The sequence below is a fragment of the Bradyrhizobium sp. genome (assembly GCF_030654605.1).
Taxonomy (GTDB): domain Bacteria; phylum Pseudomonadota; class Alphaproteobacteria; order Rhizobiales; family Xanthobacteraceae; genus Bradyrhizobium.
Genome location: NZ_JAURXB010000014.1, coordinates 1 through 26,509, shown reverse-complemented (window position 1 = coordinate 26,509; position 26,509 = coordinate 1). Strand labels below are relative to the sequence as shown.

Annotated in this window: 26 protein-coding genes; 17 read left to right on the top strand and 9 right to left on the bottom strand. The window is 64.2% G+C overall.

Going from position 1 to position 26,509, the window contains the following annotated elements; translation table 11 throughout:
* The first annotated feature begins 563 nt into the window (after positions 1–563).
* The 8 genes from Q7U29_RS01270 to Q7U29_RS01235 all read left to right on the top strand — a co-directional run bounded on the left by Q7U29_RS01270 (position 564) and on the right by Q7U29_RS01235 (position 8,987).
* A complete protein-coding gene (locus Q7U29_RS01270; protein WP_304737540.1) occupies positions 564–1,121 on the top strand; it encodes a PAS domain-containing protein in 558 nt (185 codons plus the stop codon).
* A 310-nt stretch (positions 1,122–1,431) separates the two neighbouring features.
* Entirely contained in the window at positions 1,432–2,370 is a 939-nt protein-coding gene (locus Q7U29_RS01265; protein WP_304737539.1) for an ABC transporter permease, read from the top strand.
* A complete protein-coding gene (locus tag Q7U29_RS01260) occupies positions 2,367–3,254 on the top strand; it encodes an ABC transporter permease (RefSeq protein ID WP_304737537.1) in 888 nt (295 codons plus the stop codon). The genes Q7U29_RS01265 and Q7U29_RS01260 overlap by 4 nt, the downstream gene beginning before the upstream one ends.
* Entirely contained in the window at positions 3,251–4,813 is a 1,563-nt protein-coding gene (locus Q7U29_RS01255; protein WP_304737535.1) for an ABC transporter substrate-binding protein, read from the top strand. The genes Q7U29_RS01260 and Q7U29_RS01255 overlap by 4 nt, the downstream gene beginning before the upstream one ends.
* Before the next feature lie 26 nt (positions 4,814–4,839).
* On the top strand, positions 4,840–6,411 hold the full coding sequence (locus tag Q7U29_RS01250; protein ID WP_304737534.1) for an ABC transporter substrate-binding protein: 1,572 nt from the start codon (positions 4,840–4,842) through the stop codon (positions 6,409–6,411).
* Positions 6,411–7,391: an ABC transporter ATP-binding protein gene (locus Q7U29_RS01245; protein ID WP_304737532.1), complete on the top strand. Its 981-nt coding sequence runs from the start codon at positions 6,411–6,413 to the stop codon at positions 7,389–7,391. Before Q7U29_RS01250 ends, Q7U29_RS01245 begins: the two co-directional genes overlap by 1 nt.
* A complete protein-coding gene (locus Q7U29_RS01240) occupies positions 7,388–8,473 on the top strand; it encodes an ABC transporter ATP-binding protein (protein ID WP_304737530.1) in 1,086 nt (361 codons plus the stop codon). The genes Q7U29_RS01245 and Q7U29_RS01240 overlap by 4 nt, the downstream gene beginning before the upstream one ends.
* A 229-nt stretch (positions 8,474–8,702) precedes the next feature.
* On the top strand, positions 8,703–8,987 hold the full coding sequence (locus Q7U29_RS01235) for a hypothetical protein (protein ID WP_304737529.1): 285 nt from the start codon (positions 8,703–8,705) through the stop codon (positions 8,985–8,987).
* Between the two features lie 520 nt (positions 8,988–9,507).
* On the opposite strand, the gene Q7U29_RS01230 is transcribed toward Q7U29_RS01235, so the two are convergent.
* A complete protein-coding gene (locus Q7U29_RS01230; RefSeq protein WP_304737527.1) occupies positions 9,508–10,659 on the bottom strand; it encodes a zinc-binding dehydrogenase in 1,152 nt (383 codons plus the stop codon).
* Between the two features lie 171 nt (positions 10,660–10,830).
* Between Q7U29_RS01230 and Q7U29_RS01225 the strand changes: the two genes are divergently transcribed.
* The 5 genes from Q7U29_RS01225 to Q7U29_RS01205 all read left to right on the top strand — a co-directional run bounded on the left by Q7U29_RS01225 (position 10,831) and on the right by Q7U29_RS01205 (position 14,973).
* Complete coding sequence (locus Q7U29_RS01225; RefSeq protein WP_304737525.1) at positions 10,831–11,997, top strand: CynX/NimT family MFS transporter; 1,167 nt, start codon at positions 10,831–10,833, stop codon at positions 11,995–11,997.
* Between the two features lie 91 nt (positions 11,998–12,088).
* Positions 12,089–12,703: a PilZ domain-containing protein gene (locus Q7U29_RS01220; protein ID WP_304737524.1), complete on the top strand. Its 615-nt coding sequence runs from the start codon at positions 12,089–12,091 to the stop codon at positions 12,701–12,703.
* A gap of 331 nt (positions 12,704–13,034) precedes the next feature.
* The gene (locus Q7U29_RS01215) at positions 13,035–13,655 is read left to right on the top strand and encodes a transglutaminase-like cysteine peptidase (RefSeq protein WP_304737522.1); all 621 of its coding nucleotides are present in this window, start codon (positions 13,035–13,037) and stop codon (positions 13,653–13,655) included.
* A 410-nt stretch (positions 13,656–14,065) separates the two neighbouring features.
* Positions 14,066–14,371, top strand: a complete 306-nt coding sequence (locus Q7U29_RS01210) for a hypothetical protein (protein ID WP_304737520.1) — start codon at positions 14,066–14,068, stop codon at positions 14,369–14,371.
* 101 nt (positions 14,372–14,472) lie between these two features.
* The gene (locus Q7U29_RS01205) at positions 14,473–14,973 is read left to right on the top strand and encodes a hypothetical protein (protein WP_304737518.1); all 501 of its coding nucleotides are present in this window, start codon (positions 14,473–14,475) and stop codon (positions 14,971–14,973) included.
* Positions 14,974–15,221: 248 nt separating this feature from the next.
* Here the strand turns inward: Q7U29_RS01205 and Q7U29_RS01200 are convergent, their stop codons facing one another.
* The 4 genes from Q7U29_RS01200 to Q7U29_RS01185 form a co-directional block, all read right to left on the bottom strand.
* Positions 15,222–15,386, bottom strand: coding sequence for a hypothetical protein (locus Q7U29_RS01200; protein WP_304737516.1), 165 nt, complete (start codon positions 15,384–15,386; stop codon positions 15,222–15,224).
* A gap of 189 nt (positions 15,387–15,575) precedes the next feature.
* Positions 15,576–17,243 carry a PAS-domain containing protein gene (locus Q7U29_RS01195; RefSeq protein ID WP_304737515.1) on the bottom strand — a complete coding sequence of 556 codons (1,668 nt, stop codon included), beginning with the start codon at positions 17,241–17,243 and terminating at the stop codon, positions 15,576–15,578.
* 264 nt (positions 17,244–17,507) lie between these two features.
* A complete protein-coding gene (locus Q7U29_RS01190; RefSeq protein WP_304737513.1) occupies positions 17,508–18,038 on the bottom strand; it encodes a gamma carbonic anhydrase family protein in 531 nt (176 codons plus the stop codon).
* 47 nt (positions 18,039–18,085) lie between these two features.
* On the bottom strand, positions 18,086–18,415 hold the full coding sequence (locus tag Q7U29_RS01185; protein ID WP_304737512.1) for a hypothetical protein: 330 nt from the start codon (positions 18,413–18,415) through the stop codon (positions 18,086–18,088).
* Between the two features lie 234 nt (positions 18,416–18,649).
* On the opposite strand from Q7U29_RS01185, the gene Q7U29_RS01180 reads away from it, so the two are divergent.
* Positions 18,650–19,360, top strand: a complete 711-nt coding sequence (locus Q7U29_RS01180; protein ID WP_304737510.1) for a hypothetical protein — start codon at positions 18,650–18,652, stop codon at positions 19,358–19,360.
* Between the two features lie 188 nt (positions 19,361–19,548).
* Here Q7U29_RS01180 and Q7U29_RS01175 read toward each other — a convergent pair whose 3' ends face one another.
* Both Q7U29_RS01175 and cysE read right to left on the bottom strand, forming a co-directional pair.
* Positions 19,549–19,767 (bottom strand): DUF3126 family protein, encoded by a 219-nt coding sequence (locus tag Q7U29_RS01175; protein WP_304737509.1) that lies wholly within the window; start codon positions 19,765–19,767, stop codon positions 19,549–19,551.
* Positions 19,768–19,887: 120 nt separating this feature from the next.
* Positions 19,888–20,715: a serine O-acetyltransferase gene (cysE, locus tag Q7U29_RS01170; protein ID WP_304737507.1), complete on the bottom strand. Its 828-nt coding sequence runs from the start codon at positions 20,713–20,715 to the stop codon at positions 19,888–19,890.
* Positions 20,716–21,050: 335 nt separating this feature from the next.
* Here cysE and Q7U29_RS01165 point away from each other — a divergent pair, with 335 nt between their 5' ends.
* Positions 21,051–22,367 carry a hypothetical protein gene (locus Q7U29_RS01165; protein WP_304737542.1) on the top strand — a complete coding sequence of 439 codons (1,317 nt, stop codon included), beginning with the start codon at positions 21,051–21,053 and terminating at the stop codon, positions 22,365–22,367.
* Here Q7U29_RS01165 and Q7U29_RS01160 read toward each other — a convergent pair.
* Positions 22,353–23,105 carry an alpha/beta fold hydrolase gene (locus Q7U29_RS01160; protein WP_304737506.1) on the bottom strand — a complete coding sequence of 251 codons (753 nt, stop codon included), beginning with the start codon at positions 23,103–23,105 and terminating at the stop codon, positions 22,353–22,355. The two genes, Q7U29_RS01165 and Q7U29_RS01160, sit on opposite strands and share 15 nt — an antisense overlap.
* A 58-nt stretch (positions 23,106–23,163) precedes the next feature.
* The gene (locus tag Q7U29_RS01155; protein WP_304737504.1) at positions 23,164–24,312 is read right to left on the bottom strand and encodes a hypothetical protein; all 1,149 of its coding nucleotides are present in this window, start codon (positions 24,310–24,312) and stop codon (positions 23,164–23,166) included.
* Between the two features lie 233 nt (positions 24,313–24,545).
* Between Q7U29_RS01155 and Q7U29_RS01150 the strand changes: the two genes are divergently transcribed.
* Together Q7U29_RS01150 and Q7U29_RS01145 are read left to right on the top strand one after the other, a co-directional pair.
* Positions 24,546–24,791 carry a zinc-finger domain-containing protein gene (locus Q7U29_RS01150; RefSeq protein WP_057852504.1) on the top strand — a complete coding sequence of 82 codons (246 nt, stop codon included), beginning with the start codon at positions 24,546–24,548 and terminating at the stop codon, positions 24,789–24,791.
* A gap of 7 nt (positions 24,792–24,798) precedes the next feature.
* On the top strand, positions 24,799–26,001 hold the full coding sequence (locus tag Q7U29_RS01145; RefSeq protein ID WP_304737502.1) for an FAD-dependent monooxygenase: 1,203 nt from the start codon (positions 24,799–24,801) through the stop codon (positions 25,999–26,001).
* Positions 26,002–26,509: the final 508 nt, after the last annotated feature.

Below are 26,509 nucleotides of genomic sequence, written 5' to 3'. Positions count from 1 at the left end.
CAAGGGCCTGCTCCTGTCCCGGACGCGGTGCGGCGCCTCTAACGCGCCATGCCGCGTCCGCGACACGAGACATGACCGGGTTCTGGTCGCTTTTCCGAACACTCAAGGAAAAAGGGAGGGTGCTGAGACACCCTCCCTCATCCGTGCCGATCTTTTCCGCGCAAAGGCCCCGGGTGACATCCCCACCCCTCCCCGCGCGATGACCAAACTGTTTGACGCCGCCTGTGTAACAACTCGCCGGCCCGAAAGCATTTTCCGCAGGAAAATGCTCTCAACTTAGATTCTGCGCGTGTTCTGATCGCAAAACCGTACACACTTTTGCGGAACACGCGCTGAGAAAACCGGCGAACTAGAGCGAGCGGACCCTAGCCAGCTCTGCGCCGATCCCCAAGCTGATAGTTAATTTAACGTTAACGGCGCAAACACGCCGCCGCGGCGGCGAAAACGCGTCCACGGCATGGACGCTGCAAAGCCTGTCTTGCAAAACAACCAGGGGAAGGCGCGTGGGCGAAAGCGGGACAGATCTGTCCCGCCAGGCCGGGCGCAAGGGGCAAGGCCGAATAATGAAACATCCGTCAACCCGCGAGTTCTACGCCTATTGGGACCAGAAGCGCGGCGACGCGCGCGCGCCCGACCGCAGCGAGATCGAACCCGGCGCGGTGCGCGAACTGCTCGGCGATATCTTCGTGCTGTCCTACGACAGCGCGGCCGGCTATCCATTTCGCGTCGCCGGAACGCGGGTCTGCGCCCTGCTCGGCTGCGACCTGAAGGATCGCAGTTTTTCCGGACTGTTCACAGAAGACGGCCGCCGCGAGATCGAGGACATCATCGCCGCGGTATCGGAAGACGCGCTGGCCGCGGTCGCCGGCATTACCGCCATCTCGGAGGATGGGAGGCCGGCGCATCTCGAATTGCTGCTGCTGCCGTTCAACACCCGCGCGCACTCGCCGCTGAGCCTGACCGGATTGCTGGCGCCGTTCGAAAGCGATCGCCGCCTGCTCAGTGATTTCAAGCTGACGTCGTGGCGTTACATCGGCCACCAGCCGCAGAAATTCGTTCCGCGCGCGTTGCGCAAGCTCGCGGTCGCCCGCGGCTTCATGGTGTATGAAGGGCTGCGCTGAAGCGCATCCTGCAAAATCGAATTCCGGCAGCAGCTCTTCATGACGCGCGCATTTATCGCGTGGCGGAATTAAAACGCGCACGCGCGCACCCATGCCGCGAGGCGTCATGTTGGTTGCACGCGACAAGGACGCGCAGTTGAAAAGGTTTGACAGATTGAGCGTGACGCCACGTCCAACGCATGTCAGTATTCCGACATAATCAAAAGCCGCGCACGTCGGACGAAGCACGGCTGCCAGGGAGGGGACTGCACAACGCCGGCACGCGCCGCGCGAGCGATTCCTCATGGCCTAACCGGTCCGTTGGCGTCGCATGGGACAACAGATTGTCCATCGTCTGCTGATTTCCTTCCCCGCCTTGCTCGGGGTTCTCTTCCTCTGTTTTTGCCTGCTGCAGGTGGTGCCGGCCGATCCCGCGATGATCATCGCCGGGCCCGACGCCAAGGCCGAGACCATCGCCGCGATCCGCCTCGAGCTCGGCCTCGACCGCTCGATCCCGGTCCAGTTCTTCGAATACATCCTGCGGGTGCTGCGCGGCGATCTCGGCCGCTCGATCATTTCCAACAGGATGGTGAGCGAAGAACTGGCGATGACCATCGGCCCGACCGTCGAGCTGATGCTGGGAGCGATGCTGATCGCGGTGCCGAGCGGCCTTGCTTTGGGAACACTGGCGGCGGTCAATCGCGGCCGTCTATCCGACCGCGTCATCATGGCCTGCTCGGTGGCAGGCGTTTCCATGCCGGTGTTCTTCATCGGCCTGATCCTGATCCAGTATGTCGGTTTCAAGTGGGCCTTGCTGCCATTCACCGGCCGCACCGGACCGGTGTGGGATGGCGGATTGCCGAGCCTGATCCTGCCCGCCACCACGCTCGGCCTCGTGCTGATCGGACCGATCGCGCGGCTGACGCGCACCGCCGTGCTCGAAGTGCTGGGCGCCGATTTCGTGCGCACGGCGCGCGCCAAGGGATTGCGCGAGACCGTGGTGATCATTCATCACGCGCTGCGCAACGCCATGATCCCTGTCGTCACCCTGATCGGACTGCAGGCGGCCTTCCTGCTCGGCGGCGCCGTGGTCACCGAAACCATGTTCTCGTGGCCCGGCGTCGGCCGGCTCGCGGTCGGCGCCATCGTCTCCAGCGATTTTCCGACGGCGCAAGGCGCGATCATGATCCTCGCCGTCGCCTTCCTGTCGATCAACCTCATCGTCGACGTGCTCTACGTCTATCTCGATCCAAGGGTGCAGCGCCGATGAGCGTCGAGGCCCTCGAAACCCCCTTTGCAGTGGACCCCGAAGCGGCGGTGTTCGCCCGCGCCGGCATCATGCGCCGGCTGGCGCGCGACCGGGTGGCGGCGGCGGCCGCGCTGCTGCTCGCGGGAATCGTGCTGGCGGCAGCGTTCGCGCCGTGGATCTCGCCTTACGATCCCTACTTCACCGACCTTACCAAGGTGATGCAGCCACCGGGCGCCGAGCACTGGTTCGGCACCGACAACACCGGCCGCGACATCCTGAGCCGCGTCATCTACGGCACCCGCAGCACGCTGATGCTCGGGCTGGTCGGCGTGATCGTCGGCGGCCTGATCGGCGGCGTCATGGGTATCCTCGCCGCCTATTACCGGCGGCTGGATGGCTGGATCATGCGGCTGGTCGACGTGATGCTGGCGTTCCCGGCGATCCTGATCGGGCTGGCCGTGGCCGCGATCTTCGGCGCCGGCCTCACCGCCGTGGTCATCGCGCTGGTCGTCGCCACCGTGCCCGATGTCGCGCGGGTGGCGCGAGGTGCTGCGGTCGGCGTGATGGGCCAGGAATTCATGGAAGCCGGCCGCGCGGTGGGCGTGACGGACGGCGCCCTGATCTGGCGCTACCTGACGCTCAACTGCATTTCGACCATCTTCGTGTTCCTCACCCTGCGCTTCGGCCAGATCATCCTGATCGGCTCGGCGCTCGGCTTCCTCGGCATGGGCGCGCAACCGCCGACCGCCGAACTCGGCATGATGGCGGCCCAGGGCCGCGACTTCCTGTTCATGGCGCCGCACATCGCGACGATTCCGAGCTGCGCGATCTTCGTGATCGTGCTGGCCGCCAACCTTCTGGGCGACGCCTTCCGCGACGTCCTCGATCCGAGGCTGCAAACATGATCAGAACGGTTCTGGCTGTGGCATTCGCGCTGGGCATTTCGGCTTCCGCATCCGCCCAGACGCTCACCCTGATGAAGGGCATCGACGCGCCGCACTACGATGCGCAGCGCACCACCTGGGGACCGACCTCCGATATCGTCAACATGTTCCAGGACACGCTGGTGGCGCTCGACTGGGATGGTCGCACGCCGATTCCCTACCTCGCCAAATCGTGGACGGTGAGCGCGGACGGCAAGACCTATACCTTCAAGCTGCGCGACGACGTGTCATTCTGCAGCGGCAAGAAGTTTACCGCCGAGGATGTGATCTACAGCTTCAAGCGGCTGAAGGATCCGGCCGTCAAGGGGCCGTATGCCTGGCGCGCCGGCAACATCAAGGAATTGCGCGCGCCCGATCCCTACACCGTCGAATACGAGCTTCAGGAGCCCTATTCGGAGTTGCTGTTGCAGCTCACCATGTTCACCAACGTGATCCACAACAAGGAAAGCGTGGAGGCGCTGGGCAAGGACTACGGCATCAAGGGCGCCGACGGCACCGGGCCGTGGTGTTTCGAGTCATGGCATCCGCGCACCGAGATCGTGCTGAAGCGCCACGACGCCTACAAATGGGGCCCCTCGATGTACACGAACAAGGGCCCGGTGAAATTCGAGAAACTGGTGGTCAAGATCGTACCCGAGGAATCCAGCCGCGTCGCCGCGATGATGGCCGGCCAATTCGACATCACCCACCAGTTTCCGCCGGCGTTCATCGCCCAGGCCAAGGCCGCGCCGATGCTGTCGGTCACCGGCGCCAAGCCCAACTTCCAGCTGCTCTACTTCGGCTTCAAGACGACGCGGCCGATGGTCGCCGACAAGCGCGTGCGCGAAGCCATGAGCATCGCCATCAACCGCGCCGAGATCGCCAGGGCCATGCTGCAGGGCAACGCCGAACCGGCCTTTACCTTCGTCGACAAGGATGCGCTCGACCACGACCCGAAGTCGGCCGGCATCATCAAGGAAGACCTCGAGCGCGCCAAGAAACTGCTCGATGACGCCGGCTGGAAACCCGGCGCCGACGGCGTGCGCGAGAAGGACGGCGTCAAGCTGCAGCCCCGGGTCTATTACACCCAGGCCGGCAACACGCCGCGCGTCGCCGAGGCGATCCAGGGATATCTCCGCCGCATCGGCGTGCACTGGCAGCTGCAGCCCTGGGACTCCACCATCGCGGCGGCCAAGATGGCCGAGCAGGATTACGAGATCTGGTCGGTGACGGTGCCCTATCTGTCGGCCGGCGACCTCATGAACATCTACTTCGATTCCCGCAACATTCCGACGCCCAACCGGATGAACTGGAAGGACGCCGAGACCGACGAGTGGCTGAAGCAGGGTCGCTCCGCTCTGACCGAGGCCGATCGCGCCAAATATTACGCGATGGTCCAGCAGAAGGTGATGCAGGAGCACCTGTGGATCCCGGTTCTCAACATCAACATGGACCAGGTCGCCAACAAGAAGATCAAGGGCGCCCGGCCGCACATGATCTACCAGAACACGTTCTACAAGGGACTGGACGCTTCACTTTAGAAAATCAGCCTAGGGAGCAAACGACGATGCGAGGCTTTCTCACCGCCGCTGTGGCGCTGCTTGGAGTGACCGGACTATCTTCGGCCGCCGGGGCGCAGACCCTGAAGGTCATGAAGTCGCTGGACGCGCCGCATTACGACGGCCAGCGCACGACCTGGTCGCCGACCTCCGATATCGTCAACATGTTCCAGGACACGCTGCTGGCGCTCGACTGGGACGGCAGGACGCCGATCCCCTATCTCGCGAAGTCGTGGACCGTCTCGCCTGACGGCAAGACCTACACTTTCAAGCTGCGCGACGACGTCTCGTTCTGCAGCGGCAAGAAGTTCACCGCCGCCGACGTGGTCTACAGCTTCAAGCGGCTGAAGGATCCGGAAACCAAGGCGCCCTACGCATGGCGCGCCGGCAACATCAAGGAGCTGCGCGCGCCCGATCCCCATACCGTGGAATACGAACTGAACGAACCCTATTCCGAGCTGCTGCTGCAGCTCACCATGTACACCAACGCCATCCACAATCAGCAGAGCGTGGAATCGCTCGGCAAGGACTACGGCATCAAGGCGATCGACGGCACCGGACCGTGGTGCTTCGAGAGCTGGCAGCCGCGCACCGAGATCGTGCTGAAGCGCCACGACGCCTACAAATGGGGGCCGTCGATGTACAAGAACAAGGGCCCGGTGAAGTTCGAAAAGCTCAGCATCAAGATCGTGCCGGAGGATGCCAGCCGCGTCGCCGCCATGCTGGGCGGGCAGTTCGACGTCAGCCACCAGATCCCGCTGCAGTTCATCCAGCAGGTCAAGGCCGCGCCCAACCTCACCGTCCAGGAAGCCAAGCCCAACTTCCAGCTGATGTATTACGGCTACAAGATCTCGCGACCGATGGTCGCCGACAAGCGCGTGCGCGAGGCGATGAATATCGCCATCAACCGCGCCGACATCGTCAAGGGCATCATGCTGGGCAATGCCGAGCCGGCGTTCACCTTCGTCGATCCCAACGCGCTCGACTTCGCCGCCAAGACCAAGGGCGTCATCAAGGAAGACGTCGAACGCGCGAAGAAGCTGCTCGACGAAGCCGGCTGGAAGGTCGGCTCCGACGGCATCCGCGAGAAGGACGGCGTCAAGCTCGCGCCCAAAGTCCTGTACACGCAGGTCGCCTACTTCCCGCGCGTCTCCGAGGCGATCCAGGGCTATATGCGCAAGATCGGTGTCGACTGGAAGATCGTGGGCTTCGACTCCACGATCGCGCCTGCCGAGATGGCCAAACAGGACTACGAGCTGTGGACCGTGACGGTGCCCTATCTGTCGGCGGGCGAGCTGATGAATATCTATTTCAACTCGAAAAATGTCCCGACGCCCAACCGCATGAACTGGAAGGACCCCGAGACCGACGACTGGCTGCAGGCCGGCCGCGCGGCGCTGACCGACGCCGACCGCGCGCTCAACTACGCCCGCGTGCAGGAAAAGGTGATGGGCGAGCACCTGTGGATGCCGGTGATGAACATCGCCATGTACACCACGAGCCTGAAGAAGATGAACGGGGTGCGGCCGCACATGCTCTATCAGAACACCTTCTACAAGGGTCTGGATTACTCCTTCTGATGGAAAAGCTCCTCGAGGTTCGCGGCCTCAAGACCCACTTTGCGACGGACCGCGGCCTGTTCCGCGCCGTCGACGGCATCAGCTTCAGCGTGCCGCGCGGCCGTACCGTCGGCCTGGTCGGCGAATCCGGCTGCGGCAAGAGCGTGACGTCGCTCTCCATCATGGGCCTGGTGCCGAGCCCGCCGGGAAACGTCGAGGCCGAGGCGGTGATGTTCGGCGACCGCGACGTGCTGAGGCTGTCGGCCGACGAACGCCGCAAGCTTCGCGGCGGCAAGATGTCGATGATCTTCCAGGAGCCGATGACCTCGCTCAACCCGGTCCACACCATCGGCCAGCAGATCGTCGAGGCGATCCTGGCGCACACCACGATGTCGCCGCAGGCGGCGCGCGCGCGTGCAATCGAAATGCTGGAACTGGTGCGGATCCCCTCGGCGGCGCAGCGCATCGACGACTATCCGCACAGCCTGTCCGGCGGCATGCGCCAGCGCGTCATGATCGCGATGGCGCTGTCGTGCGAGCCGGCGCTGCTGATTGCGGACGAGCCGACCACCGCGCTCGACGTCACCATCCAGGCCCAGATTCTCGATCTGCTGAGCGACCTGCAGCGCCGGCTCGGCATGGCGATCCTGATCATCACTCATGATCTCGGCGTGATCGCCGAAGTCGCCGACCAGGTGCTGGTGATGTATGCCGGCCAGATCGTCGAAAGCGCCGATGTCGCCGACCTGTTCGCCGACCCCCAGCACCCCTACACCATCGGTCTGCTCGGCTCGATCCCGCGGCTCGACGTCGACCGCGTGCGGCTCGCCACCATCGAAGGCACGGTGCCCAGCCCCAACAGCCAGCCCAAGGGCTGCCGCTTCGCGCCGCGCTGCCCGTTCGCCGACCGGCGTTGCCGCGAGGCGCCGCCTCCCTTGCGCGACATCGCGCCCGGTCATCTGGTTGCCTGCTGGAAGGCCCCGGTCGAGGTAGCGGCATGAGCGACGTCCCGGTCCTCCAGGTCGACGGCCTTGTCAAGCATTTCCAGGTCAGCCGCGGCATCATCCTGCGCCGGCAGGTGGGGCTGGTGCGCGCCGTCGAGGATGTCAGCTTCGAGATCGCACGCGGCGAGACGCTGGCGCTGGTGGGTGAATCCGGCTGCGGCAAATCCACCACCGGACGGCTGGTGCTGCGCCTGATGGACCCGACGTCGGGCTCGGTCCGCTTCAAGGGCGAGGAGATCGCCAATCTCGGCAAGGACGCGCTGCGCCGGCTGCGCCGGCACATGCAGATCATCTTCCAGGACCCCTACGCCTCGCTCAATCCGCGCATGACCGTCGGCGAGATCCTGGCCGAGCCGCAGCGGGTGCACGACATCGGCGACGCCGCCTCGCGCGAGGCGCGCGGCAAAGAGCTGCTGGAGATCGTCGGCCTGTTGCCCGAACATGCACGGCGCTATCCGCACCAATTCTCCGGCGGGCAACGCCAGCGCATCGGCATTGCGCGTGCGCTGGCCGTCAATCCCGACCTGATCATCTGCGACGAACCGGTGTCGGCGCTCGACGTCTCGATCCAGGCGCAGATCGTCAACCTGCTGCAAAATCTGCAGCAACGTTTCGGACTTTCCTATCTGTTCATCGCCCACGATCTCGCCGTGGTCAAACACATCAGCGACCGCGTCGCGGTGATGTATCTCGGCAAGCTGGTCGAGATCGCCGACAAGAAGACGATCTATGCGAGGCCGCTGCATCCCTACACCCATGCGCTGCTGTCGGCGATTCCAAAACCCGACCCGACCCTGCGCGCCAAGCGCGTGATGCTGCAGGGCGACGTGCCGAGCCCGTTCAATCCGCCGACCGGCTGCCGCTTCCACACCCGCTGCGTCCATGCCCAGCCGCGCTGCTCGGCCGAGGAGCCGAAGCTGCGCGAGGCCGCCCCGGGCCATCGCGTCGCCTGTCATTTCTTCGAAACCCTGCCGGTCCCCACCATCATCGCGCGCGCCGGTGCCGCGAGCGGAAAATTCGCCGAGCGGCTGGCGGCGTTCGAAGCGGCGAAGGAAAGGCAGCGGGCAGCTGCGGTGTGACGTTACATCTCTTGGCGTCGTCCCTGCGAACGCAGGGACCCATAATCATCGGCGGGTGTTGTTTTTGCGAAGGCGTCGGCACCTGCGGTGCACCGATAGGCCTCGGCGTATGGGTCCCTGCGTTCGCAGGGACGACGCAAGAGAAATCCCGCTGCCCCGTGATCGTGCCGCTGCTTGCACCGTCCACATCAAAGTGAACTTCTTGGCCAATAAGGCGTAAGATAGCGCCATGGCACAGGATTTTGCATTGTCAGGCTTGAACAACAGCTCCCGTCTGTCGTTTCCCCTCACATTGACCGACGGGACGGCGATCGCGACCGTGGGAGAGGCCGCGACCTTTTTTGCCCGCCTCCCCCTGGAACAGCGCGACAAGAGCCACTGGACGATCGCCATCCGGATGCTGAACAATGCGCTGAAGGAGCCAGCCTACCTCAAGACCGCGACGATGTCGCTGCAGACCGCCCTCATTCTGGACGGCATACTGGCTTCCCCTTCCCCGCTAGACAGCCATTGAGTGTGTTGGCCAGGTCACAGACGAATCGGACTCCACCTGCTACCCGTTGAGGTTCGTATGGCCGCAAACAAGGTAACGGCGGTACACGAGCCTGGCTTTCATCAAGCTACGACTTTGAGCCGTCCTGGGCAGTGGGCGGCTCTTTTTCTTTCAGCAGCGTGCCCAGTTACCATCGCCGCAAGGCGGGGTTAAGACGGCTTCAATCGCATCGTGTAGGGTGGGCAAAGCTTCCGCCGCAGCTCGAAGAGCGAAGGCGGAAACGTGCCCACCATGGCGTGCGTCGATGGAAGGTGGGCACGGCGCGAAGAGCGCGCCTTTGCCCACCCTGCGAGATTGGTGGCGGCCGCAGCTGTCGTCCCTGCGAACGCAGGGACCCATACGCCGTGTCGTCGATATTGCGAACGGTATTCATGAGCTTGTTTCAACCGTTACGTCACACAACAACTGCCCGGTATTATGGGTCCCTGCGTTCGCTGGGACGACGTTACACTGGTTGCTACGCGAAGGCCCGGCGCTATCTCTACTCCGCCAGTTCCGGCCACGGCACGATGGTCGACTTCACCGTCTTCATCGCCATCGCGTCCGCCACCGCGCGGCCGATGCCTTCCTCGGTAAACGGATAGATCGTCTGCATCTCCAGCCACGGATATTTGTTGCGGGTGCGATAGAGCATGTCGACGCCGAGCGGCAGATCGTTGCCGGTAAAGCCCCAGGAGCCGAGCACGTTGAGGTCCTTGGTGCAGATGCGATGCCAGGACGTGTTGATCGAGCCGGCATCGGTGAACTGGCCCATCTCGACATAGGTTCCGCCGTCGCGCAGCATCTCGATGCCTTCCGGGCCGGCGCTCGGATGACCCGAACAATCCATCACGAGGTCGGCGCCGAACCCGCCGACGATATCGCGCACCGCCTTGATGCGCGCCTCCGGCGTGCTCACCTGCTCGATATCGACGGTCGCTTCCGCGCCAAATTTGCGCGCCAGCTTCAGCCGCGGGTTTTCCGGCGCGCCGACACAGATCACCCGCCCTGCTCCCATCTCCTGCGCTGCGGCCACCGCCAGAATTCCGATCGGGCCGGAGCCTTGAATGACCACGGTGTCGCCCCAGGTGAATCCGCCGGCGCGGGTGGCGCGGTTGAAGGCGCGGATGCAGGAGGTCAAGGGCTCCGACAACGCGCCGAGCCGCAGCGACATGTCGTCGGGCAGCTTGTAGATCTTGGTGCCCGGCAACATCTCGAGATCGACATAGACATATTCGGCCCAGCCGCCCCACAGATGCGGCGCCTTGTCGAAGCCGAGATAGCGGCCGTAATACACCGGCGTCAGGCACTTGTTGGCACTCTCCGGATAATGAATGCAGTAATAGCAATTGCCGCACGGCATCAGCGGCGGGATCATCACCTTCGAGCCCACGTCAAGCGGCTTGCTCATGAAGTCCTGTTTGAACTCCGAGCCGACCTCGACCAGCACGCCGCCGATCTCATGGCCGAGCGTGAACGGCCAAGGCAGCGGCTTCGGCCAGTGGCCTTTCAGGATGTGCAGATCGGTGCCGCAAACACCGCAGGCGCCGACCTTGATCAGGGCCGCCTTCTTCGGAATTTTGGGCCACGGCACGGTGCGAATTACCGGCTGCGCGCCGGGGCCGTCATAGGTGGCGACGCGGATGTCTTGCATGTTTCCTCCGGCCCTTCGGTGCGTGTTGGTTTTTGGCTGCGTGGGCACAGGCAGGTTATGTGAAGTGGGAAACAATGCCAATTGCTACGCGGTGCCGTCATCATCCGCCCGCCAATTGACAAGTCGACGATGCCGCCTCAGCTTGCGCAAGCAGGCCGACAGGAGTGACGCGTGGGCAATCGCTGGGGTATCCTCGCCGTTCTGTTCGCGGTTCGCAGCACCATTGCCTTCCAGTTCCAGAGCGTCGCCGCGGTGGCGCCGCTGCTGACGAGCCAGTTCGGCGTCAGCCTCGCCGATATCGGTGTCCTGATCGGACTGTATTTTGCGCCGGGCGTGGTGCTGGCATTGCCGGGCGGCGCCATCGGGCAACGATTTGGCGACAAGAGGACAGCGCTTGGCGCACTGCTGCTGATGCTGGCGGGCAGCGCGATGATGGCGGCTTCCGCTTCATGGCATATTCAGATCGCCGGCCGCCTGATCTCAGGTGCGGGCTCCGTCATCCTCAGCGTTCAGGTGACGAAAATGCTGACGGACTGGTTCGCCGGCAAGGAGATAGCCACCGCGATGGCGCTGCTGGTCAATTCCTGGCCACTCGGCACCGCGGTCTGCCTGCTGGCGCTGCCGTGGATCGGCACGCATTACGGCGTCGGCGCGGCCCATCTCGGCGTTGCGGCTTTCGCCGCCGGCGGCCTTGTGCTGCTCGCGATCCTCTACCAACCGCCGGCCGATGTCGCGGTCGCATCGACGACGGCTCCGCAGCGTCTGGACCGCAACGCCACCCTCGCCGTGATCGCCGCCGGCCTGACCTGGGGCCTGTTCAATGTCGGCTTTGCCGTGATCGTCAGCTTCGGGCCCTCGATGCTGGTCGAACGCGGCTGGTCGATCGCCGAAGCCGGATCGACCATCAGCATCGCGCTGTGGGTCTCGGTTGTTTCCGTTCCGCTGGGCGGCTTGCTGGCAGATCGCACCGGGCGTCCGGCGACCATTGTCGTCGCCAGCGCGCTTCTGAGCGCGGTCTTGATGGTGCTGCTTCCGCGCAGCGGCGCCGTCCTCCCGGTTGTCTTCGCGCTCGGATTGATCAGCGGCCTGCCCGCCGGTCCGATCATGAGCCTGCCCGCACGCGTGCTGCAGCCGCAGACCCGCGCGATCGGCATGGGCGTGTTCTTCACGATGTTCTTCGCCTGCATGATGCTCGGCCCGGTGGTCGGCGGCGCCTGCGCCAAGTGGGCCGGCAGCGCGGCGGCGGCCTTCGACTTCGGCGCGGCGATGATCTTGCTGTGTCCGCTCATTCTCTGGGGCTTCAACCGGATACCGCTTCCGCTAGCGAAAGCGGCGTGATCACTCCTTCTTGCAACCGCCGCTAACTCCTCGTTAACCCTGCTGGCCGTAGGGTTTGGGGACACCGAAAAGCCGGTGGTCGGGTGGCGAGATGGCGTTAGCGCACAGAAAAACGATTTTGCCGGCCGCCGAGGAGCGCCGACGCTTCCAGCGGGTGAAGGTTCACCTGCTCGGCCGCTACATGCTGCCGGATCGCCGCGAATTTCCCTGCCAGATCATCAATATGTCGCCGGGCGGGCTGGCCTTGCTGGCGCCGGGCATCGGCAATGTCGGTGACCGCGTGATCGCCTATCTCGACCATATCGGCCGGGTCGAGGGCAAGATCACCCGCATCATCGACAATGGTTTTGCCATGAGCGTGGGCGCCACCGCCCGCAAGCGCGACAAGCTGGCGGCGCAGCTGACCTGGCTCGCCAACCGCGACATTCTCAACCTGCCGGAAGACCGCCGCCACGACCGTATCATCCCGCGCAACCCGATTTCGCTGCTCACGCTCGAAGACGGCACCAAGATGACCTGCCGCATCATCGACATGTCGCTGTCGGGCGCCGCCATCGCCGCGGAAAACCGCCCGCCGCTGAAATCGCTGGTGCTACTCGGCAAGGTGCAGTCCCGCGTGGTGCGAAACCTCGAGGAAGGCTTTGCGCTCGAGTTCGTTCACGAGCAGCTGGCCGAGACGCTCGAAGACGCGGTTACCGCGCGGTAAAGCGCGCAACCCCTTCTTTCCCCCTTTTTGACCAGACCTGAAGGCGGTATCCGCGTTGCGGATGCCGCCTTTCGCCGTTTGGCGCCTGCCATTTTGAGTTAACGCCGCGGGCTTTTGCCGGCGCAAGCCCAGCATCGGCGGGCGTCGACTCCTTAATCCCTAAAATTTGAATCAATTGCAGTTGTCTAAAATTCTAATCTAATTTTACACAAGTATAGTTTCGAATTTCCCGCGCCCATTACTTTGATTCGTCTCAAATGTACTTGCCTGACTTAGCGGCAGCGCAAAACCTTTGTGCGAAACATGGTCCCAACAAGAAACGGGGGCCACAATGTTTGGTTGGGGACAGGGAAAAGGATTGGCGGTCGTCGCCATCCTGATTGGATTGAATGCGCCGGCGCAGGCCGCCGGCGAGACGCTCTACGCAAGCCTTGGCGACACCACGCGCCCGCCGATCGGCTGGGTCGAATTCTGCGCCGACAATCCCGTGGATTGCCGGGGCCGCGCATCGCAGCCGCGCGATATCGTGATGTCGCAGACGGCATGGCGGGACCTCGTGCGGGTCAACAAATGGGTGAACGAGAGCATCAAGCCGATCACCGACATGGATCATTGGGGCACGATCGAGAAATGGTCGTTGCCGACGGATGGATACGGCGACTGCGAGGACTACGTGCTGTTGAAGCGCAAGATGCTGATCGATGCCGGATGGCCGCGGGAAGCGTTGCTGATCACGGTGGTGCGCGACAAGAAGGGCGAAGGCCACGCGGTGCTGACCGTGAAAAGCGACAAGGGCGAGTTCGTGCTCGACAACCAGAATGAGAGCGTCCTGACCTGGACCGAGACCGGATACCGCTTCGTCAAGCGGCAGTCGCAGAGCGATCCGAATGTATGGGTTTCGCTGGGCGACAACCGCCCGGCCGTTGCCACCGCCAGCGCAAGGGACCGCTGAGCGATCGCTGACAGGACAAGGAATCACAGGACACGCGACCCGGTCACATCCCCACCCCTCCCCGTCCCAGACCGGATCGCGCGCGGCCAGCTCTCCCCCAAGAGCTGGCCGCAACTTTTTTGCACGTAAGTATCTGATAATACTTATAATTATAGCAAAACCGGCATTTGGACCGGCGACCACGGGCTATCTGTGCATGGGGTTGTTTTCGATATTTTTGGTTCGAGCCATCACCACGTCAGCGTTGCGACTGCCTTTTCCGGATCTGATCGCAGGGCCGTTCGGGCCGGGACACCGCTCCCACGGCCCCGGCAACGCCCGGTGGAGGAGCCCGCCATCGGCACGCTCTTCCCTTTACCGCCCCTCCCGATGCCGCTAGGATTTGGCAAGGAACGGAAAACGAGGGCGAGATGAAGTTGAAATTGCTGGCTGCCGCGGCGCTGGTGGTGGTGTCCGTGCCCGCGTTTGCCGCCGATGCCGATGTCCATGTTCGTCGCCAGCGCGTTCAGGCGGTTTATGCCGCTCCCTTGGTCATCGACTATTCGCACAATTACGGCCCGGCCGATTTCTATCCGGGGACCACGGCGCCGCCGGACCGCGTCGTGGTGCCGCTGAATGAACGGCCCTACGGCATCTATGACGGCTTCGATCGCCTTTGCGGGCAGTCGTCGGCGAACTACCGCGGCCAGGACGGCCGGCGACACCCCTGCTACTAGGCGGCCCGGTCGCCGCTTGGCTATATTTGGAGTAGCGCCGTGCCGTTGGGCAGGCGTCGAGCGTGCTGGAACTTTCGCCTTCTGCCGGGCTTTGGAGTCCCATGATCGAATTCAATCATACGAACAACAACGGCCTCACGCGTATCGGTTCGCAGCCCATTGCCCTCGGCGCCGCCATCCTGGTCGCCCTGGTGGCCGGAGCCGTATCCATCGCGCTTTGGCGCGGCTACACCGGCACCTCGCCCGAACCCGACCGCGTCGTTGCCGTCAGGCAGTTGCAGGCCCGCACCGCCCAGGCATCCGAGCAACTGGTGGAGAAAACCAAGGGCCTGGAAGCGACCCAGCAGGAGTCGATCGACCAACTGCAAGTGGTCCAGGACCAGCTGCAAACCGTCAGGCGGCTGCTGGCCGCGCAGCAAACCGAGACCAAGCGGCTGTCCGATCAGGTGGGTAGCCTGACCGGCGCGATCGACGGCCTGCGCCAGTCGTTCGCGAGCGCCCAGGCCTCCGAGCCCGCAAGTCCACCGTCGGTTCGAAAATCGTCGGTCAAGAAGAAGCGCAGCGCGGTGTCGCAGCGCAAACGGGCCAATTCGCGGGGCTAAACCAGTGCCCGCGCCGTCGGCGGAATCATCCCGCCGCCAAGCCGCCCCAAAAGCCCTGCCAGAAGTTTTTCTCGCCGATTGTGAACTGGATCACATATGCCCGTAGTGTTCCGGGGCATCATGCAATTCACCGGATGGCGCAAGCCAATTTCAATATCCGGGGCTGGCAAGGCCGTTGGCGTTATACTGCGTCGACGGCCTTGTTTTTTATCCGGCGATCGGCGCGGTGCAACGATTCGGGCGGTGCGCTATCGCGGGCCGTTCCGACGAGGCGGTTTGGCCAGCACCCCGAAGCGAGCGCGATGACGGCGCAGCCTGGACTGCTCGAATTCCCAGAACATCCACACAAAGGCGGCGCCGAGACCGACGATGACGCCCAGGAGCAGCAAGGTATAGGCAGGAGCTGTGAGCATGGTGAGCGTCCATCAAAGGAGGCAAACGGCATAAACAGCGAACGGGCGGAAATGAACGCCACCAAGACACGCTATACTAAAGTCGCAACCCCGTCCCGGGCCATGCGAATTTTATTTTGACCGGCTTCCCAAACCCCGGCGAGGGTGGCTCCCCTTGGGAGTCCCTTCACCCTGCCCGCTGCAGGAGCGTTACGCCGCGGCGTTCGCAACCTTGGCCTGCTCGGTCCGATCCTCGACCATGCTGACCAGAAGGTGGGATTCGCGGTCGGTGCCACCGACCTGAAGCCGCCGAACCGCGATGGTGCGCCGGCCGCGCCTCGGGTTGTCCACAGTGTCGACGATTTCATCGAGCTGCTGATTCTGCGTCAGAAGCTGGCGGTCGCGCTGCTCGATCAGTTCGGCCGCCTGGGTCGGAAACAGCTCGCGCGCCGTCTTTCCGATGATCTCGGTTCGCAGCATGCCGATCATCTGTTCCGCCGCCCGATTGACGAAAACGTAGCGCAGCGTGCGCGCATCCTTGGCAATGATTCCCTCGGGTACATTTTCGATAACGGCCACCAGGAACTGCTCGGTCCGCTCCAGAATACGCTCCCTCCGCCGTTGCTCGGTGAAATCCTCGTGGGTCGAAACCCACCCGCCTCCGGCCATCGGCTGTTCTGAGACCCGGATGACCCGGCCGTCGGCCAGAGACAGATCCCTGACGGACGGCTTGCCCCTGGCGATCCTGTCGAGGGTGGCAACCATGAAGTCGTCGACATTGCCCGTGAACAGGCCTTTGTTGGCCCGATAGACCAGGATGTCCCTCAGGTTCGTTTCGGGCTGGATGATGTGCGGCGGCAGCTCGTACATCGTTCTGAACCCGATATTGGTCGTCAGGATTTTGGCCTTCGAATCGTACATCACCAGACCTTGCGGCATGTTGTTGAGCGCCGCGCTGAGCTGCCACTTGGTTTCGAGGTATTTGTCGTTCAGCTTGTCGCGTTCGCCGATGACGCTGTCCCGCTGCCTGGCAGCGTCGATCTCGAGTTGCTCCAGTTCGGAATTGCGGCATGTGGTGTCGCGAAAGCGCTGCACGGCGCGGGCAAGCAGGCCGATTTCGTCGTTGCGCTCGATGAAGGGAATAATGAGTTCGGTTTTCCCGGCCGCGATCCGACCGGTGGCCCAGGTGATCTGGGCCAGTGGCCCGATGACGCGGCTTTTCATCACCCGCCAGATGACGCCCGCGAGCGTCAAGGCACCGAGCCCGAGGAGGAAGAGATACCATGAGGCATAGCGACTCTTGTCGCCGAGTTCCGCAACCTCGTGCGCGCGGTCGGCATGGATTCTGGCGAGCGCCTCGAGGTCGACGTTGAGCTCGGTGCGCAAGGCGCGATTGGTGTCGTTGTCGCCCCACTCACGCCCTGCCGCGGGACTGATCTCGATCGCACGCCGCACCAGCTCCTTGCGGAATTCGATGAACTGCGCAATTCGCTGCTTGAAGCCCAGGAACTGCTCCACATCGGCGGAGCGGAGCTCCTTCTCCCAATTCGACACGACGTCGGCGAGTTCCTTGTTGCGCTTGAGCAACTGGTCGCCATATCGCTTGACCTTGATCCGCTCCGTCGACATGTAGATGCCGCGCGATTCCATCACGATCGCGTAGATCAGGCCATTGACGCGCTCGATGTTGATCGCGGCCATCGACGCCGCCGCAAGGTCCTCGCGGAATGCGCTTTGCAGCCGAACGGCCTGCACCGACATGATCAACAGGAAGGCGGTCAGGAACACCAGCAGCGTTACGATCGCGTTCAATTTCTCGCCGATGCCGAGATTACCGATTTCGCGCGCATAATGCTGCAAGGTTGGCTTCGTGATCATGTCGAACAATCTCTGGGATGGAAACCGGGAGCGCGAAGGCACGCGCACATTGCCGGCATGCTCCATGCAGAGGGTGAGCCGTCAGCCCTACCGTTGGCTTAACTCCTCGCCACGTAGGAATACGGGAGCAACCGGTTCCCTCGCGGAAACATTATCCGTTGAATCGCTTGAACCCGCGCATGACAACCGGCGCAGGAGAGGCAGCCAGATGCGCAAACTGATCGAACAGGACGACGAACCCCTCGTCGCGGCGAACAGCCTGCTTCAGCCGATCTTCCTCATGCCTTTCTTGAATCGCGCGCCGTTGGCGACGTAGAATTTTGCCGCACTTCCCATCCTGGCGACTTGCGCGGGATCGAGCGTGCGGATGGCACGCGCCGGCGACCCGATGATCAGGGAGTATTCGGGAAATTGTTTGCCTTCCGTGATCACCGAGCCCGCGCCGACGACGCTGCCACGGCCGATCCTGGCGCCGTTCATCACGATCGAACCCATCCCGACCAGCGCGTCCTGCTCGATCGTGCAGCCGTGCAGGATGACGTTGTGACCGACCGTGCAATTCTTTCCGATCGTCAGCGGAAAACCCATATCGGTATGGCAGGTCGAGTTGTCCTGCACATTGGAATTTTCACCGATCTCGATCCACTCATTGTCGCCGCGCAACACCGCGCCGAACCACACGCTCGCGGAATTGTGCAAGCGGACCCTGCCGATCACCGTGGCGGTGTCGGCGATGAAGAAGTTTCCGTCCGCAGGGAGCTCGGGCGCCTGCCCGTCGAGTTCGTAGATCGCCATTCCCAATCAGTCTCCGGTTCGCGGCGACATTGGCATAGACGTTTGGCTCAGGCCAGCACCCCTGCAGCGCGCAGCGTCATCAGGAAGAACGTGCCGGACATCAGGCTCCAGAACCCCGCCAGCATGGTCGCCATCATCACGAACTGGAAGCGGCGGCGTTCGATCCGCGCGCCGCGCAACGTGTTGCGCATGATGATGAAGGGGGCGGCAAACACCAGGAACGGGACGGCAGCGAAAGCCTGCGGCGCCACACCCTGCTGCAGCAGTCCGAAGCCGGCCGGGCGTTTTACCAGGGCCTGATATCCGCTGGCCAGCGCGCCCGCGAGGGCAAAGCCGATGCAAAGGGAGAACAGGGAATTCAACGCATCAGGCGACATCAAAAGGCACTTCCGCTACACAACGCCAACGTCCAGCAACTGCCCCCTGCATCGCAAAATTGGCCGGCGGCCGCCACACTATCCTTAAGGAAAGGTTAACGCCGGCGTGCGGAACCGCCCCCCGGACATGGCTCGCGCGGGTGCTACCTGCGCGAAATCGTGCGGAAGCCCGCCTGCGCATGGCATATTTGCGGGTGATTCGAGCCCCCGGGGCCACCTCAAGCTGTTTGGTTCATGACCTTCCTTTCCTCCGTCCAGCACATCGCCCGCCGGTCGCGCCGGCGTCGCCGCAGCCACATGATTCCGGTCATTGTCGGGGGCGCGGTCACGGCCTGCGCGATTGCCGTGATCGGCTATCTGCTGTGGCCGACCTTTGGGCCCAGGGCTTCGAGCAGTCCGGAGCGGTTGCCGGTGAGCGTCGGAGCGACCCTCTTCAACGTGCCGACCATGGCGGTACGCCGGAAAATCCAGCGCCATTCGGGGCCGCAGGAACGCGTCGATCTCAGCTTCACGTTTCCCGCACTCGAGGCTCCCGACGCCCCGAAACATGTCAGCGCCGATACCGTTGAGGAATCGATACAGCCGATCGACCGGATCTTCCTGTCGATTTCGGCACATCACGACACGCTGGCGCCGGACGCCCGCGTGCGCACCATCTATCCGCGCTATCTCGAAAAGGCCTCGCCGTCCGAACAGGATGGCCTGACGATGCGCGCATTTCGCGACGGCACGCCCTACGGCAACGAGGATCTGTTTCTGGCGAAGGCGCCGAACCTCACCGCGCGCTGCACGCGCGACGCCGCTACCCCCGGCATGTGCCTGAGCGAGCGCCGCATCGACGGCGCCGATCTGACGTTTCGCTTTCCAAGGAGCTGGCTGGCGCAATGGCGCGATGTCGCCAATGCCATGGACCGCCTGACGCGGCAGTTGGGCGGGCCGAAGTGACTTCGTCATCCTGAGAGATGAGTACCGACCTCATCCTGAGGAGCATCGCGCAAGCGATGCGTCTCGAAGGATGGCAGCAGGCAAGATGCCCGATGGTTCGAGACGCACGTCGGACAGCGCGAGCGCGCTGCCCAACGCGCTCCTCACCATGAGGGAGTGGAATGTGTCGCTGGAGAAGCGACGAGGCCTCAGCCCTGATCGACCAGATCCTCCTCGAGGATCGCCATCTGAAACTGGAATGAGCGGTCATCGTCTTCATCGTCGACGAACAGCACGCCGATGAATTCCTCGCCGATATAGACTTCGGCCGAGTCATCCTTTTTCGGCCGCGGCACCACGCGAAGCTTTTGATTGCCGAACACGCGCTTGAGATAGGCGTCGAGTTTCCTGACTTCCTGAACGTCCACGGCAGTCTCCAATGCGATTGAGGTTTCGGCAAGTTCTAGGCCGGGACGATGCGAACTGCCAGCCCAACTTGCAGAATTCGGCATCGATTCCGCAAGCTTGCCGGCCACGCACGTTCGAAATCAAATTCCGATGGCGTTGATCATCTGATCCATGGTGCGCGACGGCTCGGCGCAGCCGGCCTCGCCGACGATCTTGGCGGGAACCCCGGCTACGGTGACGTTGTGCGGTACCGGCTTCACCACCACGGAGCCCGCGGCGATGCGGGCGCAATGGCCGATCTCGATATTGCCGAGAATTTTCGCGCCCGCCCCGATCAATACGCCGCGACGGATCTTGGGATGGCGATCCTCGTTCTCCTTGCCGGTGCCGCCCAGCGTCACGCCGTGCAGGATCGAGACGTCGTCTTCGATCACAGCGGTCTCGCCGACCACGAATCCGGTAGCGTGATCGAGGAAGATGCCGCGGCCAATCCGGGCCGCCGGATTGATGTCGGTCTGGAACACCGCCGAGGCGCGGCTCTGCAGGTAAAAGGCAAAATCCTTGCGGCCCTTGTGATAGAGCCAGTGCGCCAGGCGGTGGGTCTGGATCGCATGGAAACCCTTGAAATAGAGCAAGGGATCGATGAACCGCGAGGTCGCGGGATCGCGGTCGAACACCGCCACCATATCGGCGCGGAACGCGTTGCCGAGATCGGGGTCGTCGCGCAGCGCCTCATCAAAGGCCTGGCGGATCAAATCGGCCGACAGCGCCGAATGGTCGAGCCGTTCGGCGATGCGATGCACCACGGCGGCTTCCAGCCGGTCATGATGCAGCACGGTGGAATAGATGAAGGAGGCGAGCTCCGGCTCGCGGCGGACGATATCCTCCGCCTCGGTGCGCACCCGATCCCAGATCGGATCGAGCGACGCCAGTTTGGCACCCTGCGGATTGATCTGATGCACTGCCATGGGTTGCTCTCGTAAATTCTGATGTTCCCGGCGCGCACCATAGCACGACGGGCGGACGGCTGTCCCGCGTTGGGCCCGGCGGGCCCGCGGCCCTCGTCAGGAAACTGCGCCAAAACATTGAAACAGCACGATTTCTTGGCCAGGCCGAGAACCACTTTCCTGCAGGCGTCGGCTCAAAGTGGCCCGCAATTCCGCAAAATCAAGCGGTCCGGGTTCCAACTATCTGTGGATTTCGGCGTGCCAGTCGGGGCATGATGATCGCAGGTCTGGGGGGACGAAGCATTCACACACATACTTTGACACGCGCGCGCGTGACCGATCCGGCTTGGGTCTGGATGTCGGCCGTCGCCATCCCGCTGATGCTGGTCCTGCCGGCGCTGTGGAACGGCTATCCGTTGCTGCAGTGGGACACCGGCGGCTATCTGGCCAGGTGGTACGAGGGCTACCTGGTCCCCAGCCGGTCCACCGTGTTCGGGCTCTATCTGCATTTCGGCCAGGATTCGAATTTCTGGATCAATATGGGCATTCAGGCGCTGGCGACGCTGTGGATCGTGCAATTGACGCTGCGCGTGTTCGACATACTCCGGCCATGGCCTTTGACGGCGATCAGCCTCGCTTTGATCCTGACAACGGCGCTGCCCTGGCTCGCCTCGACGCTTCTGACCGACATCTTTACCGGCCTGTCGGTGCTGGCGCTGTTTATCCTGGTGGTGCACGGGAGCCGGATTTCCACGATCGAAAAATGGTCGCTGTTCGCGTTCACGGCGTTCGCCGCGTCGACCCACAGCGCCACGCTTGCGGTACTGCTCGGGCTGTGCGGCGCCGGCTGGATCGCGGTCCCCTTTCTGCGCGGGCGGATCGCCGTTTCCGGACTGCTGCAGGGCAGCCTGACCCTCGTTGCCGGCGCTGCCATGCTGTTGTCCGCCAACTTCGCCCTGTCAGGACAGCTGGCATGGACGCCCGGCGGCTACGGCGTGGCGTTCGGCCGGATGCTGCAGGACGGTATCGTCAAACGATATCTGGACGATCACTGCCCGCAACAGAAACTGAAGCTCTGCCCCTATCGCAATGAACTGCCGGCGACCGCCGACAGGTTTTTATGGGGCAGCAGCATCTTCAACACGCTCGGCCGCTTCAAGGGCCTGAACGACGAGATGGGCCTGATCGTGCGGCAGTCGCTCGTCGAATATCCGCTGCGCCAGGCCGAGGCCGCTATCGTCGCCACCGCGCAGCAACTCGTCCTCGTCGGAACCGGCGAAGGCACCAACGTCTGGATCGGCCATACCTATGGCATCATCGAGCGCTATCTGCCGGCGCAGGTCAAGCCGATGCGCGCCGCCTATCAACAGAACCACGACATCGACTTTCCCGCCATCAACCGACTGCACGTACCGGTCGCGCTGGGGTCGATGCTGGCGGTCGCAGCCATTTTCGCCATGGCGATCTGGCGGCGGCGGCTCGACGATCTCACGCTGCTCGCGGCGACGGTAACGCTGGCGTTGCTCGGCAACGCCTTCGTCTGCGGCGTGATATCGGGACCGCATGACCGCTACGGCGCGCGCCTCGCATGGGTTGCCAGCTTCGTCGCGCTGATCGCGCTGGTCAGGCATTTCGTCCGCAGCGACGAAGCCGAGACCTCACTTCCGCCGTGAGAGAAAATCCAGCACGCCCGCCTTGTAGATCCTGTCGCCGACGGCCCGCATGTGGTCGCGGTTGGGAATATCGAGCACCTCGGCGCCCGGGATGATTTTTCCCAGCGCATCCGCCGAGCCCGCGATTTCGTCTGCCGTGCCGACCGCGATCAGCACCGGCACCGCAATGCCGGCGGCCTCCTCCCGGGTCATCAGGCGGCGCGAGCCGCGCAGGCAGGCCGCCAGCGCCTGGCGATCGCTGCGGGTCTGGTCGGCGAAGGCACGAAACGTTCGTCCCACGGGATCGGTAACATCCTCCAGCGACGGCGCCTCGAGTGCCGCCGCGACGTTTTCGCCGGGCCCGCCGCCCTCGATCAGGCCGATACCGATGCCGCCGAAAATCGCCGAGCGCAGCCGCTGCGGTTGCTGCCGCGCCAGCACGGCCGTCATCCGCGAACCCAGCGAATAGCCCATCACATCGGCGCGTTCGAGCTTCAAATGATCCATCAGCGCGATGACATCGCCGGCCATGGTGGCGACCTCATAGGCCGCGGCGTCGTAGAGCTTGCCGGAATCGCCGTGGCCGCGATTGTCGAGCGCGATGACGCGGCGGCCGTTCTTCCTCAGCTCCGACACCCAGGTCGGATAGACCCAGTTCACATTCCTGGTCGAGGCGAAGCCGTGCACCAGCAGGATCGGATCGCCCTCGCCTTCATCGAGATAGGCAATTTCAACATCGCCGTTGTGAAAGCTCGGCATCAACAGTTCCATGGTATTTTTGGGGAAATGGGATCGGTGAACGGGGATTGGCGGCAATCTAGCCCTGCGCGACGGCGCCCGCCAGAGACGCATCCGGCACGAGGGCCGCGTCCGCCATCTGCTTTCGCAGCCGCCGCGCCTTCTTGCGGCGCAGCCAGGCCATGGTCAGTCGTTCGGTCGTGGCCTTGATCGAGGACAGGAAGCCGACCAGCGCGAGCAGCGCGCCGAATACCCACATCGTCAGATTGAAGGCGCCGGCGACCAGCAAGAGCGCGCCGCGGCCGAGCACTTTCAGGATCGCGCGGGTCTGGCCACCCTTGGCCTCCGCCAGCCGGGCCGCGCGCGCCACATCCTTCGGGCCTTCGGCGATTTTCAGCGTGTCCTTGGCGGCGCGGATCCCCGCCTTCTCGCCGACCCGGCCGACATCCTTGGCGAGCCGAACCAGCGCGCCGGCCTTCTCGGCGCGGAACGCGGCCTTGATCGCAGTCATGGTCTGGCCCGGCCGCAGCACCGAGCCGGAGGCGATCGCGTGCTGCAGAACGGGCGTGTCCACCATCTCGCGCGCCGAACGGCCGGCCCACAGCGTCAGCCCCTCGCCCAGCCGCCCGACCTTGCGGGCATCCTTGACCAGCGTGAGCCCGGCGCGCAGCGGCGCCACGCCGCCGACCGAGACATAGGTGGCCGCCGTCACCACGAGGCCGACGGCGGCGAGCCCCAGCACCAGCTGGTCGGTGTCCTCGCCCATGGCCAGATGCTTGCCTTCGCGGACCACGTCCCTGATGTCGCCGTAGACGAAGAGATCGCCGGCCACCGTGCCGGACAGGCTGGCGACGTCGTCGGCCTCGCCGACCACGAGCCCGGTGAGGAAGCGCCTGGCATAATGCGACGACGTACTTTGTTCCGCGACCCTGTCGCTGACGCGTTTCAGGAGCTCGTCGCCGAGCGGAATGTTCCTTTCCCGGGCCAGGCTGACAAAACTGTCGGCGAGGTCGGCGTCGTTGGCAGCGAGCGCCGCCTCGATATTGTCCCCGATCACCGCAGCGTTATTCCGCAATGCAGAACCGAGCTGGAGGTCGGAAAGCTCGACCGGATCGTCCTGCGCCGCCAGCACGGCAGCCGAGTCGCGGGCGTGCGGCCACAGCAGCGCGAACGCCACGGCGAACACCGCCATGCCAGCCACCGCCGGAACTATCCGCCACCGCTTCATCCCGAAAAACCCAGTGTTTCGCTCCCATCAAGATGGTGTGCCGTTTTTCGGACACAACAGCCCCGACGAAAGAAGGGCTTCTCTGGGAGGACAAGATTGTGTCGAATTTGCATGAGCAAATGAGCTCTCGGGGCTCTAGGAATCAGCACTTTCCACCAGTATCAGTAGCGCGCGGCACGTCCAGCCTGCCGCGTCCGATCGCGTCCGCCGCCGTCCACCCAGGGTGAAATACAATGTCCGACCACGTCGTCCCACACTTCCACAATGATGCCGGCGTTTCGGTCATTGAGATCGGTTCGCAGGAGTTCATGTGCGTGGGCGCCAATCCGCCGTTCGACCACCCCCATGTGTTCCTCGACCTCGGCAACGACAACGAGATCATCTGCCCCTATTGCTCGACGCTGTACCGCTTTGCCGCCGACCTTGGGGCCGGCGAGGCCCGCCCCCCCGAATGCGTGCTGAAAGACAAGGTCGCCTGATCGACCCGTGGCCGTCTCACGCACCATCGTCGTCGCTGGTGCCGGGATCGGGGGACTGACGGCGGCGCTTTCGCTCGCCGCGCGGGGCTTTCGCGTCGTCGTGCTGGAGAAGGCCGAGCGGCTCGAGGAGGCCGGCGCCGGCCTGCAATTGTCGCCCAATGCCAGCCGGGTGCTGATCGAACTCGGCCTGCAGCCGCGTCTCGCCGGGCGCGCGGTGATCCCCGAGGCCGTCAGCATCATGAGCGCCCGCCACGGCGGCGAAATCTCGCGGCTGCCGCTCGGCGAGGCCGCCGGCTTTCGCGCCGGCGCGCCCTATTGGGTGGTGCACCGCGCCGACGTGCAGGCCGCCCTGGCGGATGCGGTCAACGACAATCCCGACATCGAGCTGCGGCTCGGCTGCCAGTTCGAGGACGTCACCGCGCACGCCAAGGGACTGACGGTGGTCCAGCGCAGCGGCATGACGCGCCACCAGGAACGGGCGACCGCGCTGATCGGCGCCGACGGCATCTGGTCCACGGTCCGGCAGCATCTGTTTCCGGAGGTGCAGCCGCAATTCTCCGGCCTGATCGCCTGGCGCGGCACGCTCGACACCACCCAGCTGCCGCGCGAATACACCTCGCGCCGGGTCCAGCTCTGGATGGGGCCGAACGCCCATCTCGTCGCCTACCCGATCTCGGGCGCGCGCCTGATCAACGTCGTCGCCGTGGTGCCGGGCACCTGGAACCGGCCGGGCTGGAGCGCGCCCGGCGAGGCCGCCGAGCTCAAGAACGCCTTTGCCTCGTACCGCTGGCCTGCACCGGCGCGAATGATGCTCAGCGCCGTCGATGACTGGCGCAAATGGGCGCTGTTCACCGCGCCCGAGGGCGGCCAGTGGAGCGAGGGCGCCGTGGCGCTGCTGGGCGACGCCGTGCACGCCATGCTGCCGTTTGCTGCGCAAGGCGCCGGCATGGCGATCGAGGATGCGGCGGTGCTGGCCAAGGTGCTGGGCGAAGGCGAAGGCGACAACGCCGCCGGCATCGCGGCCGCGCTGAAGCGCTACGGCCAGCTGCGCCGCGCCCGCGTCGGCCGCGTGCAGCGCACCGCGCGGCGCAACGGCACGATCTATCACCTCGGCGGCCCGGCGGCGCTGGCCCGCGACTGGTTCATCCGCGCGATGGGACCACAGCACATGCTGGCGCGGCAGGACTGGATTTACGATTGGCGGGTGTGAGGGGTGGAGTGTGGCGCGGCGCCCTCTGCCGTCGTCCCTGCCTAGTGCGCAATTGCGCACGGGGCGCAGGGACCCATAATCCCGGTCAACTGTTGTTGCAGAAGATATCTAACACCGGCTTCTCGCCGATAGGCCGCGGCGTATGGGTCCCTGCGTTCGCAGGGACGACGGATGAGGGATTCGGTTTGAAACTATAGATGCACCTTCGCATTCTCGCGGCGCGTTTCGCCCGAGCTTTGCCATTTATCTTCCGCCCTCTCCAATCAGAGGGCGCGGGGAATGCCGGGCGCCCGATGCGCCCGCCGCGGCGTGTGCGAAAGTAGTGGGTAGAAAGCACACGCGTCAGTCAGGTCACACCGGAATCGCCCGGCATTCCCCGCGCAATGGTTTACGGCTTATACGTGCTCTCCTCGGTGAGCCCTGCGCTTTTGCCACCGTCATCCGCAGCCTCAGGCTGCGAACTTGACACCAGCCTTTGGGGTGTCAGGACCACACGATTTCGCCGTCC

What these genes read in the sequence shown, in the direction of transcription:
- Q7U29_RS01270 (WP_304737540.1), top strand. Translation starts at nt 564, where the DNA reads ATGAAACATCCGTCAACCCGCGAGTTCTACGCCTATTGGGACCAGAAG.
- Q7U29_RS01265 (WP_304737539.1), top strand. Translation starts at nt 1,432, where the DNA reads ATGGGACAACAGATTGTCCATCGTCTGCTGATTTCCTTCCCCGCCTTG.
- Q7U29_RS01260 (WP_304737537.1), top strand. Translation starts at nt 2,367, where the DNA reads ATGAGCGTCGAGGCCCTCGAAACCCCCTTTGCAGTGGACCCCGAAGCG.
- Q7U29_RS01255 (WP_304737535.1), top strand. Translation starts at nt 3,251, where the DNA reads ATGATCAGAACGGTTCTGGCTGTGGCATTCGCGCTGGGCATTTCGGCT.
- Q7U29_RS01250 (WP_304737534.1), top strand. Translation starts at nt 4,840, where the DNA reads ATGCGAGGCTTTCTCACCGCCGCTGTGGCGCTGCTTGGAGTGACCGGA.
- Q7U29_RS01245 (WP_304737532.1), top strand. Translation starts at nt 6,411, where the DNA reads ATGGAAAAGCTCCTCGAGGTTCGCGGCCTCAAGACCCACTTTGCGACG.
- Q7U29_RS01240 (WP_304737530.1), top strand. Translation starts at nt 7,388, where the DNA reads ATGAGCGACGTCCCGGTCCTCCAGGTCGACGGCCTTGTCAAGCATTTC.
- Q7U29_RS01235 (WP_304737529.1), top strand. Translation starts at nt 8,703, where the DNA reads ATGGCACAGGATTTTGCATTGTCAGGCTTGAACAACAGCTCCCGTCTG.
- Q7U29_RS01230 (WP_304737527.1), bottom strand. Translation starts at nt 10,659, where the DNA reads ATGCAAGACATCCGCGTCGCCACCTATGACGGCCCCGGCGCGCAGCCG.
- Q7U29_RS01220 (WP_304737524.1), top strand. Translation starts at nt 12,089, where the DNA reads ATGGCGTTAGCGCACAGAAAAACGATTTTGCCGGCCGCCGAGGAGCGC.
- Q7U29_RS01215 (WP_304737522.1), top strand. Translation starts at nt 13,035, where the DNA reads ATGTTTGGTTGGGGACAGGGAAAAGGATTGGCGGTCGTCGCCATCCTG.
- Q7U29_RS01210 (WP_304737520.1), top strand. Translation starts at nt 14,066, where the DNA reads ATGAAGTTGAAATTGCTGGCTGCCGCGGCGCTGGTGGTGGTGTCCGTG.
- Q7U29_RS01205 (WP_304737518.1), top strand. Translation starts at nt 14,473, where the DNA reads ATGATCGAATTCAATCATACGAACAACAACGGCCTCACGCGTATCGGT.
- Q7U29_RS01200 (WP_304737516.1), bottom strand. Translation starts at nt 15,386, where the DNA reads ATGCTCACAGCTCCTGCCTATACCTTGCTGCTCCTGGGCGTCATCGTC.
- Q7U29_RS01195 (WP_304737515.1), bottom strand. Translation starts at nt 17,243, where the DNA reads ATGATCACGAAGCCAACCTTGCAGCATTATGCGCGCGAAATCGGTAAT.
- Q7U29_RS01190 (WP_304737513.1), bottom strand. Translation starts at nt 18,038, where the DNA reads ATGGCGATCTACGAACTCGACGGGCAGGCGCCCGAGCTCCCTGCGGAC.
- Q7U29_RS01185 (WP_304737512.1), bottom strand. Translation starts at nt 18,415, where the DNA reads ATGTCGCCTGATGCGTTGAATTCCCTGTTCTCCCTTTGCATCGGCTTT.
- Q7U29_RS01180 (WP_304737510.1), top strand. Translation starts at nt 18,650, where the DNA reads ATGACCTTCCTTTCCTCCGTCCAGCACATCGCCCGCCGGTCGCGCCGG.
- cysE (WP_304737507.1), bottom strand. Translation starts at nt 20,715, where the DNA reads ATGGCAGTGCATCAGATCAATCCGCAGGGTGCCAAACTGGCGTCGCTC.
- Q7U29_RS01165 (WP_304737542.1), top strand. Translation starts at nt 21,051, where the DNA reads ATGTCGGCCGTCGCCATCCCGCTGATGCTGGTCCTGCCGGCGCTGTGG.
- Q7U29_RS01160 (WP_304737506.1), bottom strand. Translation starts at nt 23,105, where the DNA reads ATGCCGAGCTTTCACAACGGCGATGTTGAAATTGCCTATCTCGATGAA.
- Q7U29_RS01155 (WP_304737504.1), bottom strand. Translation starts at nt 24,312, where the DNA reads ATGAAGCGGTGGCGGATAGTTCCGGCGGTGGCTGGCATGGCGGTGTTC.
- Q7U29_RS01150 (WP_057852504.1), top strand. Translation starts at nt 24,546, where the DNA reads ATGTCCGACCACGTCGTCCCACACTTCCACAATGATGCCGGCGTTTCG.